We start from the raw sequence: 11,740 nt of genomic DNA, 5'->3' as shown, positions 1-11,740 counted from the left end.
TTCTGTCATGGTGGGAGAAAGGGCGGGCATTAAAATTTCAGTCGCCATAATTACTCAGGCCTCCAGCACAACGTCCGTATAAAGTTCAGAAGGATCAGGTTCCGGGCTGGTCTGCGCGAATTCGGCTGAGTCGTTTACGACGGCTTTAATTTCGGCTTCCATAGCTTTTAACGTGGCTTCCTCAACCCCGGCATCAAGGAGAATATGCTTAACATGCTCAATCGGGTCACGTGTTTTGCGCACCTGATCGACTTCTTCACGTGTACGGTATTTGGCCGGATCGGACATGGAGTGACCGCGGTAGCGGTAAGTCATCATTTCCAGAATAAAAGGGCCTTTACCCGCACGGCAATGGGCCACGGCTGTAGCGGCTGCAGCATGGACGGCGGCAACGTCCATGCCATCTACCTGTAGGGCTGGAATGCCCCAGGGTTCGCCGTTTTTATAGAGATCGTGCGAAGCAGAGGCCCGCTCAATTGCCGTACCCATGCCGTATTTGTTGTTTTCGATTACAAAAATGCAGGGAAGCTTATGCAGGGCAGCCAGATTAAAGCTTTCGTAAACCTGCCCCTGCCCGGCTGCTCCATCGCCAAAATAAGCAACTGCCACTTCGTCCGTGCCGCGGTATTTGTTGGCAAATGCCAGCCCAATACCAAGGGCAACCTGCGCGCCTACAATACCATGTCCACCATAAAAATTCTTCTCGCGTGAGAACATGTGCATGGAGCCACCCTTACCGTGGGAGTAACCGGTTGCCCGTCCGGTAAGTTCGGCCATTACGCCGCGTGGGGTCATACCTGCAACCAGCATCTGGCCGTGGTCACGGTAGGAGGTAATGAGTTTATCTCCATCGCGTAGGCACATCTGTATGCCCACCACAACGGCTTCCTGCCCGATGTAAAGGTGGCAGAACCCACCGATCAGGCCCATGCCATAAAGCTGTCCGGCTTTTTCTTCAAACCGGCGGATCAGCAGCATATCGTGATAAGCACTCAGAAACTGCTCGCGGGTCAGTGATGGGCCGTTGCCACCAACTGCGCTGGCCTGCTCAGATGTTGTTTCCATGTATGGACCCTCTACGATACATAGGTAAATGCGTCTTAACGTAATGTCTTGGCGGCCAGAGCACTGGTCGGTCCGAGCATTCTATTCTGTTTATCTATAAAAATGCCGTCTGATCAGGGCATCTTGCTAGTCGGCGTTATAGTCTCCTGATCTGCCACCGCTTTTGTGTTGCAGTCGGGTCTTGTCAATGCGCATACCCCGATCAACGGCTTTGCACATGTCATAAAGTGTCAGCGCTGCAACAGACACGGCAGTCAACGCCTCCATTTCCACGCCGGTTGCGTCTTTTGTTGTAACAGTCGCAGTGATCTCTATTTTGTCATCAACAGGTACCAGTTCGACCGATACGGATGTCAGGCGCAATGGGTGGCACAGGGGAATAATATCCGCTGTTTTTTTAGCGGCCATAATGCCTGCAATTCGCGCCGTTGCCAGAACATCCCCTTTGGGCATGGAACCAGACATGATCAGTGCCAGAGTGCGTGGGTGCATGTGCACCTCTGCTGCGGCAATGGCTTTGCGGAATGTTTCATTTTTATCAGAAACATCCACCATCCGGGCATGTCCGGATGCGTCCAGATGTGTCAGGGAATGCCCGGTCATATTACTTCAGTCCAAGCAAAGTGCGTGCCGCAACCCCAGGGTCTGGCTGGCGGAGCAGGGTTTCACCTACCAAAAAGCCAGTTACACCAATGGATGCAAGCTGGGCAATTTCCTCATGCGTTTTAATCCCGCTTTCGGAAATGATAATCCGGTCCGGGGGCACAAGAGGAGCAAGCTGACTTGTCGTGCTGATGTCGGTTGTCAGGGTTTTGAGATTGCGATTGTTAATGCCGATCAGAAAAGTATCCAGCGCCAAAGCTCTGTTCAGTTCATCCTCATCATGCACTTCAACCAGCACATCCATGTCCAACCCCTTGGCATGGTCAACCAGTTCTAATGCCATTTCATCAGTCAGGATAGACATGATCAGCAAAATACAATCTGCACCGATCATCCGGCTTTCATAGACCTGCCATGGGTCGAGAATAAAGTCCTTGCGCAGGATGGGGAGCGAGCAGGCTGCGCGGGCAGTCGCCAGATCCTCATTGGTGCCATGAAAGCATGAACTTTCCGTTAGCACGGAAATACAGGCTGCTCCGGCCTGTTCGTAAGCAAGGGCAATACGTGCAGGATCGTATGTTTCTTGCAAAATACCCGCAGAAGGAGATGCCTTTTTGATCTCGGCAATCAGACCTACGGCACGGTCGGCAGCTTTTTCCTTTAAGGCGCGGCCAAAACCGCGCGGGGCTTCTTTGGTTTCCTGCGCTTTGGCAATGACTTCCTTCAGGGGGTGCAGCGTGGACCGGTGTTCCACTTCCAGCCGTGTCCGTGCGCAGATGCGGGAGAGAACATCTGGGAGTTCGTCAACTTTGCAGTCTGGTGTGACGGCAGAGGCAGCTACAGTGGACGTGGAGGAGGTATCGTTCATGATTGTCCTGTCATGTCTCAGGCGTGTGCATCGGAAGGTAATGCACGTAAACCATTCAGCACTGCAAAAGCAGTACCATTGTCGAGTGAGCGTGCGGCGAGTGCCACACTGTTCTTAAGAGCGACCGGGTCAATCCGGCCATTTCGCAAGATGGTCTGTTGGCCAGCAACATGCAGCGCAAATGCCGCATTAAGCACAACAGTATCACGGTATGCACCATGTGCGCCACGGAGGAGTGCTTCCAATGCCTGTGCATTGTGTTGGGCATCCCCCCCTTGAATGGCCGATACGGGAGCATAGGGTAAGCCTGCCATATCCGGCTCTATCTGGTAAGACAGGATATGTCCATTTTCCAGCGCAACGGCCTGCGTTGGACCAGCAAGGGTTATTTCGTCTATTCCGCCATGGCCATCCTGCGGTTGACCACAAACAGTCCACACACATTCTGACCCGAGCAAGGCTAAAACCTCTGTAACGGGTTTAAGCCAGTCGGTAGCAAAAACACCCATAAGCTGCCGTTTGACCCCGGCTGGATTAACCATGGGCCCCACAAGATTAAAAAGGGTTGGCAGAGCCAGCGCCTTCCGGACCCCTGCGGCATGGCGCATGGCGGGGTGGTGATGCGGTGCCGCCATAAAAATTACATGGTGCTTGGCAAGCTGTTCGGCAAGAGCGTCCGCATTGGCAGAAAGCGGGACAGCAAGGGCCGCCAGAACATCCGATGCCCCGGAGCGGGAGGAAATGGCACGGTTGCCATGCTTGGCTACAGGCACCCCCAGAGCAGCAAGAACGAACGCAACAGCGGTGGAAACATTCAGTGTCCCGTAATTGTCTCCTCCAGTTCCACATACATCGATTGTATTGTCCGGGGCGTGGGGAACGGGATACATTCTTTGCCGCAGGGCTGTTACGGCCCCCAACAGTTCCTCGCGTGTTTCGCCGCGCACGCGCAAAGCCATAAGAAAAGCTGCAATACGCTCCGGGGGAACATTACCATCCATAATGCTGCCAAAAGCGGCCTCGGCTTGCTTGGCGTCCAAAGTTTTGCGTTCGGCAAGAGCTGTCAGAATGGTTGAAAAAAACGTGGTGCTTTGCGCGCTTGTAGCCGTGGCGTTCTGGTCAGGCATGGACTAATCCAGCCTTCCATGTGCGTGCGTGGGTCAGAAAGTTGCGCAGCAGATCATGTCCATGTTCCGATGCAATGCTTTCTGGGTGGAACTGTACGCCCGAAATGGGAAAAGTTTTATGCCGTACGCCCATAATGACCCCATCAGCCGTCCATGCTGTGACTTCCAGCTCTTCTGGAATGCTGGCGGGTTCAAGGGTCAGACTGTGGTAACGGGTTGCGTTAAAAGGGCTGGGCAGCCCTTCAAATACATCTGTTCCGTTATGGAATACAGGGCTGATCTTGCCATGCATGGGGGTGGGAGAGCGCACAACGGTGGCCCCGAAAACCTGCCCGATGGACTGATGACCCAAGCATACGCCAAAAACAGGCACGTTACCTGCAGCAGCAGCAATCAGGTCGCAGCATATCCCAGCTTCATTGGGGGAGCAGGGGCCGGGAGAAAGCACGATGGCATCTGGTGCGAGTGCCAGCGCGTCTTCGACGCTTAGCGTGTCATTGCGGCGTACGTCACACTCTTCTCCCAGTTCACCAAGATAGTGGACGAGGTTGAAGGTAAAGCTGTCATAATTATCGATCAGTAGGATCATGTTGGAATGATGACCTTTTCGTGCGCACGGGTCAAATGACGTTGCGGAAAGGCGTAATTACGCCTGCCCTGCCCGTGCCATTATGAGTGCCTCTTCTGCTGCGCGGAAGACCGCACGGGCCTTGTGCTGGGTTTCCTCATATTCTGCTTCAGGCACACTGTCTGCCACAACGCCGCAGCCCGCCTGAACATGTATGGCTCCATCCTTAACCACAGCCATGCGCAGGCCAATGCAGGTATCCATATCGCCAGCCGCGCCAAAATAACCTATACACCCGGCATAGGTTGCACGGCGGGTTCGTTCTATTTCGTCAATAATTTCCATGGCACGGATTTTAGGGGCACCTGTCAGGGTACCAGCCGGGAATGCCGCAACCAGTGCATCCAGTGCTTCCAGCTCGGGTTTAAGCACGCCTTCCACGTTGGAAGAAATATGCATGACGTGGCTGAAACGCTCAATAACAAAGCGCTCTGTTACCTTAACGGAACCCGGAATGCTTACGCGGCCAACATCGTTACGACCCAGATCAATCAGCATGAGATGTTCGGCAATTTCCTTCTGGTCGGCCAGAAGGTCTTTCTCTAACGCCAGATCTTCGTCCGGGGTCTTGCCTCGGGGGCGCGTGCCCGCCAGAGGACGGACGGTCATTTTGCCATCCCTGAGTCGAACAAGAATTTCTGGCGATGAGCCTACAAGGGAGAATGATCCGAAATCGAGATGGAACAGGAATGGAGCGGGGTTAATGCGCCGGAGTGCACGATATAAGGATAAGGAAGGAAGAGGGAAAGCCGTTGAAAAACGTTGGCTTGGCACAACCTGAAAAGCATCGCCTGCAGCAATATATTCCTGAATGCGCGTAACAGATGCACAGAAGTCCTGGTGGCTGAAAGTTGAGCTGGGTTCTGTAAACTCAGGAATATCAGCAGGAACAGGTGTGTGGGGGAGTGCGCCACTTAGGCAGGCTCTGGCACGCTGGAGGAGTTGTTGCCCACGTTCCCACGCATCTTCCGCTGTGTCGTTTGCTGTCGGGCGGATGGGGGTTGCTAGAATCAGTTCGTCGGTAACTGTATCAAACACAGCGAACAGGCCGGGCCGCATGAGGATTGATTCGGGCAGGTCAAGGTCATCTGGTGGTGCATCGGGCAGATGTTCCATCTGACGCACCATATCGTATCCCAGATAACCAAACAGACCACCGATCATGGGGGGGAGTTCGGCAGGAATATCCATGCGAGAGGCATGAATGAGGGCGCGCAGGCTTGTCAAAGGTGCTTCCGCGTCAGCCTGTGCTTCAGTGAGATGCCCGTTTTTGCATGAGCTTGTGGTGACTTTGCCATTATGGCAGGTCCAGACAAGGTCCGGTTTAAGTGCGATAACGGAGTAACGGCCCCGTGCAGCACCACCTTCCACACTTTCGAGCAGCAAGGTGTGTTTGCCTGCACTTCCATCCAGATGAGCCAGACGCATGTAGGCGGAAACAGGAGTCAGCAGATCGGCTGGCTCCACGGAGTAGATAATAACTCCCCTTCCCTCTTGCCATGCTGCGGCGCAGGCCTGCTTGCCGGGGGATGCTGCGGTGTGGGCCTTCATACTCACTGTGCAGGTCCTCCAAATCCGGCCGCAGACAAGGCCGCCTGAATGGCGGCATTGTTAATGTGCGGTGGAAGCCGCTTGTTGAGCGCCTGTACGTAGCTGGCTGCCAGATCATCGCCATATGCCTGAGCAAGATTGTTCTTCAATTTTTGTAGCATATCTGCGGATGCTGGCGGATTGGGCACAAAAACCTTGCTCACAACAGCCACAAAAAATGTATCGGCATTTTCGGCCATAACCGCTTGCCCTGCCTGCATATGCGACAGGTAACTGACAACCTCTGGCGGAAGGGCCTTGTTAGGTTTGGCAAGGGAGAATGGAATATCACGCACGATCTGAACGCCAGCGGTATTCTGGTCCGTAATGCTGCCTTTTTGGCGGGCAGCAAGGAATAGTGCTGTTGCTTGCTGGTCGGCCGTATGGTGCCGTGTCGCGGCTTGCCATGCGGCCACAACGTCTGCTCTGGCCTGTTCAAACGTCCGGGGAGTGGCCGGTGTTATGGAATCAACCGCCACAGCAAACCATGTGTTGTCCGGGCCTTCGATCAGATTCGGGTTGTCGCCGGTATTCTGTGTAAACACCTGATGGATAATGGCATCACGCACTTTGCCAGATGCTGGAATCGGTGCGGGCTGTTTCTCGGCTGTGTTGCCTTGTGCATCCAGTGAGCCAGAAATGGCTGCAGCACCCAGCGTGTCTGGAATAGCATCAAGCCCTTTGCCTGCAATCGCATCCTGAAGCTGCCGACGGCGCTCGGTGACCACGGAAGGTGCCATGGCTGCGCGGTACTGTTGCAAAATTTCAGGCTTGGCATCTGCCAGCGATGTGCTGTGTGCAGGCGTGATTTTGGTCACGCGAAAAACAGCCCAGCCCATTTCGGTTTTAATGGGACCTGTAACCTGCGTAAGGGGAGCCTGGAAAAGAGCCTGCTTCAAAATATCAGATGGGACTGTGGTAGGGCGCGCTCCCGGCATCTCTACGGCTGCGGCCCCTTTGACCACGGTTTGGGCGGCTTTCCAGTCTCCCTTTTCTTTCCATGTATCAGCAATTTTCAGGGCATCAGCTTCGGATGGGGCTGTGATGAGCTGAATATCGCGTGTTTCGGGCACATTATAACGGCTGCTCTGCTCTTCATAAACGTGCTTGAGCTGCGCATCATCCATTGTAATTGTGTCAGCCACTGTCTGTGCGGAAAGCACGACAATACGGGCATGGCGCAGCTCCGGGGTGCTGAACTGCCATGGGTGGTTGGCGTAATAGCGCTGGAGTGTTGCTGTGTCCGGTTCGGGCTGCGCAGGTTGTGCTGCAACAGGAATGCTGACCAGATCAACAAGTCTGGTCTTGGCGCCGTAATTAACCAGCGTATCAAGCAGAGTGGTCGAAACGGTGGCACCCTGCGCCATGGGTTGCAGCAGTGTGCGTACAGTCAGGTCGTCTCGGATCATGTCCAGTACCTGCTGTTCGCTTAACCCCTGCGCGCTTAGCCGTTGGTTGAAGACACTCCGATCAAATTGTCCGGTTGGTCCTTTGAAATAAGGAAGGGAGAATACCTCCTCCCTTATGGCGGAATCCGGCACAATAATCTTGAGTTGGCGGGCTGCTTCCAGCAGTTCGGCCTGTGCGATAAGCCGTTGCAGAATCTGGTGCGCTATCTGCCCCTGCATAATGGGGGACATCGTCGCCGGATCCTTGATTCCCATCTGCTGGGTAATTGTCGGCATTTCCGAACGCAGGGCCATGGCCAGATCGCGCGTGGGGATGCGGTGCTGCCCAACGCGGGCCACAACATCCGTTTCTTCGCTCATAAAGCCGATCACATCGCCAATGCCCCAGCCCACAAAGGCCAGAAAAATAACAATAGCAACAACGCGGCCCAGCCACGATTCAACAAGTACTCGGCGCAGGTAGGAAATCATGACCCTATGGATCCACAGCTCGTCATAAATGGTTTATGCTGTATGGCAGCACATCTTGGGGCGGCACCATAAGCGGAGGTGCCCCACTTGACCAGACATAACCGTTATAGAGCAGCAATAAGGTATTGGGCCTCTCTTGCACCATGGTGTGAGTGTATGGTTTAGCCTGTTACCAACCGCACCATCGTGGTCGCACGGCGCGCATGGCAGCACAGGATCTGGAGGAAGGGTATGAGCAGGCAGATTATTGTCGGCAACTGGAAAATGAATGGCACACGCCAGGATACGCAGGTACTGGTAGAGGCTCTGGTGAATGGCTTGCCCGCGTCCGCACCGGATGTGGTTATCTGCCCACCCTTTACGCAACTGGCTCTTGTGCAACCTGCTCTGGCATCTTCACCCATCTGTCTTGGGGCGCAGGATTGCCATAAGGATGTTTCTGGTGCGCATACGGGTGACATCTCGGCCCCCATGTTGAGTGAGCTTGGTGTGTCTTATGTTATTTTGGGACATTCCGAGCGTCGGCAGGAGCATGGTGAACTTGATGAAACCGTGCGTGAAAAAGCTGTAGCTGCGACCAAGGCCGGACTTACTCCCATTATCTGCATTGGTGAGACGGAAGACCAGCGCGAGAGCGGTGAGCATGAAGATGTGCTGGGCTGGCAGATCAAGGGCTCGCTTCCTGATGGTTTTGCCGGTATTGTTGCGTACGAACCCATATGGGCGATTGGTACGGGCCTAGCTGCTACGACCGATCAGATTGCACAAACCATGGCTTTTTTGCGCGCAGAACTGGTCCGACAGTTTGGAGAGGCTGGAAAAGCTATCAAAATCCTGTATGGAGGGTCCGTAAACGCCGGGAATGCTGTTTCCGTTCTTTCTATTCCGGAAGTCGCGGGGGCACTGGTTGGTGGTGCCAGCCTTAAGGCGGACGCATTTCTTTCTATTGTTAGCGCAGCATCCGCTGCCTGACATGTTGCTTTGATCTGGAACCCGACATGACGACAGCCCTGCTGATCCTGCATTTCTGTGTGACCATTGCTCTTATTGGCGTTGTGCTGATTCAGCGGAGCGAAGGTGGTGGCCTTGGTATTGGTAGCAGTCAGGGCATGGGGGCTTTTATGTCCGGTCGTGGCACAGCCAACCTGTTGACTCGCACAACGGCTGTTCTGGCAGGCTTGTTTATGCTGCTCTCGCTCCTGTTGGCCATGCTTTACAAAGGTGGCGTTACCGGTGCAGGGCATGATATTCTGGCTCAACCCCCGGTTGAGACTGCCCCGGTTGCAGCATCGGCTCCTCCTGCTGTCCAGAACACACAGGTTCCCCCAGCGGCACCCAAGCCCTGAAAAATGGTTACATCCTTTTCTGATATCTGTCTGATATACAGGGAAGGCCATCAATCTTTGTCCCCCGCATGTAGCAATACATGCGGAGGATTGTGTTTGTTCATCTTTATCCACCCGCTCCAGTCCGTGTAGGAATTCTGCTCATGACACGTTTTGTCTTTATCACTGGTGGTGTGGTGTCCTCTCTTGGCAAGGGCATTGCTTCAGCCGCTCTCGCAGCGCTTTTGCAGGCGCGTGGCTATAAAGTCCGTCTGCGCAAGCTGGACCCCTACCTGAACGTGGACCCCGGCACCATGAGCCCTTACCAGCATGGTGAGGTGTTTGTAACGGATGACGGAGCGGAAACAGACCTTGATCTTGGGCATTACGAACGCTTTACCGGCGTTAATGCAACCAAGGAAGATAACGCTACAACCGGCCGTATTTACTCGGATGTGATTGCCCGGGAGCGTCGGGGCGATTATCTGGGCGGGACGGTTCAGGTTATTCCCCATATCACGGATGCGATTAAAGACGTTGTGGTCGCCAACACGGACGATCTGGATTTTGTGCTGGTTGAAATTGGTGGAACTGTTGGGGATATTGAGAGCCTCCCCTTCCTTGAATCCATTCGTCAGTTACGCAATGACCTTGGCATGGACCAGACTATGGTGGTCCATTTGACGTTATTGCCGTGGATTCCTTCCGCGGGAGAACTCAAAACCAAACCAACCCAACATTCAGTCAAGGAATTGCAGAATGTTGGTATTCAACCACAAATTCTGCTTTGCCGTTGTGACCGGCCGATCCCCCCGACCGAACGGCGTAAGATTGCCAATTTTTGCAATGTGCGTCCTGAAGCCGTGATTGCAGCACGAGATGTGGACACAATTTACGCCTGCCCCCTTTCCTACCATGCGGAAGGAATGGATACGGAGGTTCTGCGCTATTTTGGACTGCCTTATGCTGAAGAGCCCGATCTTTCAAATTGGCAGAATATTGTGGATGCGTTGCGCCACCCCAAAAGCGAAGTGCGTGTTGCCGTTGTGGGTAAATACACAGCGCTATTGGACAGCTACAAGTCGCTGAACGAAGCCTTGTTGCATGGTGGTATTGCTCACCGCGTCAAAGTTACGCTGGATTGGATAGATTCAGAACAGTTTGAAAAAAATCCGGCCACACTGGACGAAAAGCTTGGTGGTGTGGACGCTATTCTTGTTCCCGGTGGTTTTGGCGAACGTGGATCGCAAGGTAAAATTGAAGCTATCCGCTATGCACGAGAAAAAGGCATACCGTTCCTTGGCATATGCTTTGGTATGCAAATGGCCGTTATCGAGTGTGCCCGTAATCTGGCAGGATTGAGTGAGGCATCATCCACAGAATTCGGTCGGACGGCAGAACCGCTTGTTGGTTTGATGACTGAATGGGCGCGTGGCAACGAACGTTTGCGTCGTAGCGAAGGAGGCGAACTGGGTGGCACCATGCGTTTGGGCGCATACCCGGCGACATTGGTGGAAGGTTCCCGTGCGGCAGAGGTGTACGGAATAACGTCTATTCGTGAACGCCACCGTCATCGTTATGAAGTTAATATCCATTATAAAGATCAGCTGGAAAAAGCTGGGCTTCGTTTTTCTGGACTTTCGCCAGACGGTATTCTGCCAGAAGTGGTGGAATATACCGATCACCCATGGTTCATTGCCGTACAGTACCACCCCGAGCTTAAGTCTCGTCCCTTTGCTCCTCATCCCCTGTTTGCAGGTTTTGTGGGAGCGGCTGTTGATAAGGCCAAGGCAAAACAGGTATGAATCCTTCTGTGGGTGCACCTATTGAAATTGGTGGGCTGTCGGTAGGTAACGATCTGCCTTTTGTGTTAATTGCAGGTCCATGCCAGATTGAGTCCGCCAGTCACGCGTTGGAAACAGCTGCTGCGCTGAATGAAATCTGCCAGACTGCAGGCGTGGGGCTGATCTATAAAAGTTCTTATGACAAGGCTAATCGCACAAGCCTATCCAGTGCACGTGGCGTGGGCTTAAAAGACGGGCTCGCTATTCTGGCGGATATTCGCCAGATATATAATCTGCCTGTGCTAACGGATGTGCATACTGCAGAGCAATGCGCACCCGTTGCAGAGGTAGTGGATGTATTGCAAATTCCTGCTTTCCTGTGCAGGCAGACTGACCTGCTGTTAGCTGCTGGGCAAACAGGAGCTGCCATTAATGTTAAAAAAGGGCAGTTTCTGGCTCCGTGGGATATGCAGCACGTTGCAAAAAAAATTGCTTCAACAGGGAATCAGCGAGTCATGCTATGCGAGCGTGGCACCAGTTTTGGGTACAATACGCTCATTAATGATATGCGTGGCTTACCCATTATGGCTCAGACTGGATGCCCTGTGGTGTTTGATGCAACACACTCCGTTCAGCAACCGGGCGGTTTAGGCGGTGCTAGTGGTGGGCAGCGCGAGTTTGCTCCCATTCTCTCGCGGGCGGCGTTGGCTGTTGGTGTAGCTGCATTGTTTATCGAAACACATGAGAATCCGGATCAGGCACCAAGCGATGGCCCTAACATGCTGCCAATTCGTAGTCTTCCAGCTTTGCTTAAACAGTTCAGAGCAATTGATGATCTGATTAAGGGTAAGTAACGCATTTTATTTTTTA

Annotated in this window: 11 protein-coding genes; 4 read left to right on the top strand and 7 right to left on the bottom strand. The window is 53.6% G+C overall.

Features of this window, described 5'->3' with window-relative positions:
• Positions 1-54 precede the first annotated feature (54 nt).
• From pdhA to Absy_RS07345, 7 genes are all read right to left on the bottom strand, one after another.
• Complete coding sequence (gene pdhA, locus Absy_RS07375) at positions 55-1,065, bottom strand: pyruvate dehydrogenase (acetyl-transferring) E1 component subunit alpha (protein ID WP_048854098.1); 1,011 nt, start codon at positions 1,063-1,065, stop codon at positions 55-57.
• 126 nt (positions 1,066-1,191) lie between these two features.
• Positions 1,192-1,668 (bottom strand): cyclic pyranopterin monophosphate synthase MoaC, encoded by a 477-nt coding sequence (moaC, locus tag Absy_RS07370; RefSeq protein ID WP_048854097.1) that lies wholly within the window; start codon positions 1,666-1,668, stop codon positions 1,192-1,194.
• Position 1,669: 1 nt separating this feature from the next.
• Positions 1,670-2,536: an indole-3-glycerol phosphate synthase TrpC gene (gene trpC, locus Absy_RS07365; protein ID WP_048854096.1), complete on the bottom strand. Its 867-nt coding sequence runs from the start codon at positions 2,534-2,536 to the stop codon at positions 1,670-1,672.
• A 17-nt stretch (positions 2,537-2,553) separates the two neighbouring features.
• Entirely contained in the window at positions 2,554-3,663 is a 1,110-nt protein-coding gene (trpD, locus tag Absy_RS07360; RefSeq protein WP_048854095.1) for an anthranilate phosphoribosyltransferase, read from the bottom strand.
• The gene (locus Absy_RS07355; RefSeq protein ID WP_048854094.1) at positions 3,656-4,252 is read right to left on the bottom strand and encodes an anthranilate synthase component II; all 597 of its coding nucleotides are present in this window, start codon (positions 4,250-4,252) and stop codon (positions 3,656-3,658) included. The genes trpD and Absy_RS07355 overlap by 8 nt, the downstream gene beginning before the upstream one ends.
• 57 nt (positions 4,253-4,309) lie before the next feature.
• Complete coding sequence (trpE, locus tag Absy_RS07350) at positions 4,310-5,848, bottom strand: anthranilate synthase component I (protein ID WP_048854093.1); 1,539 nt, start codon at positions 5,846-5,848, stop codon at positions 4,310-4,312.
• Positions 5,845-7,761, bottom strand: coding sequence for a peptidylprolyl isomerase (locus tag Absy_RS07345; RefSeq protein WP_048854092.1), 1,917 nt, complete (start codon positions 7,759-7,761; stop codon positions 5,845-5,847). Before Absy_RS07345 ends, trpE begins: the two co-directional genes overlap by 4 nt.
• 231 nt (positions 7,762-7,992) lie before the next feature.
• Between Absy_RS07345 and tpiA the strand changes: the two genes are divergently transcribed.
• From tpiA to kdsA, 4 genes are all read left to right on the top strand, one after another.
• Positions 7,993-8,733 carry a triose-phosphate isomerase gene (tpiA, locus tag Absy_RS07340; RefSeq protein ID WP_048854091.1) on the top strand — a complete coding sequence of 247 codons (741 nt, stop codon included), beginning with the start codon at positions 7,993-7,995 and terminating at the stop codon, positions 8,731-8,733.
• Positions 8,734-8,759: 26 nt separating this feature from the next.
• Positions 8,760-9,107 carry a preprotein translocase subunit SecG gene (gene secG, locus Absy_RS07335; RefSeq protein ID WP_048854090.1) on the top strand — a complete coding sequence of 116 codons (348 nt, stop codon included), beginning with the start codon at positions 8,760-8,762 and terminating at the stop codon, positions 9,105-9,107.
• 143 nt (positions 9,108-9,250) lie between these two features.
• Positions 9,251-10,891, top strand: a complete 1,641-nt coding sequence (locus Absy_RS07330; RefSeq protein ID WP_048854089.1) for a CTP synthase — start codon at positions 9,251-9,253, stop codon at positions 10,889-10,891.
• Positions 10,888-11,724, top strand: a complete 837-nt coding sequence (gene kdsA, locus Absy_RS07325) for a 3-deoxy-8-phosphooctulonate synthase (protein WP_048854088.1) — start codon at positions 10,888-10,890, stop codon at positions 11,722-11,724. Before Absy_RS07330 ends, kdsA begins: the two co-directional genes overlap by 4 nt.
• Positions 11,725-11,740: the final 16 nt, after the last annotated feature.

Origin of the sequence: Acetobacter syzygii, assembly GCF_000964225.1 — a bacterium.
Classification (GTDB): domain Bacteria; phylum Pseudomonadota; class Alphaproteobacteria; order Acetobacterales; family Acetobacteraceae; genus Acetobacter; species Acetobacter syzygii.
This window is presented reverse-complemented; position numbering and strand designations above follow the sequence as displayed.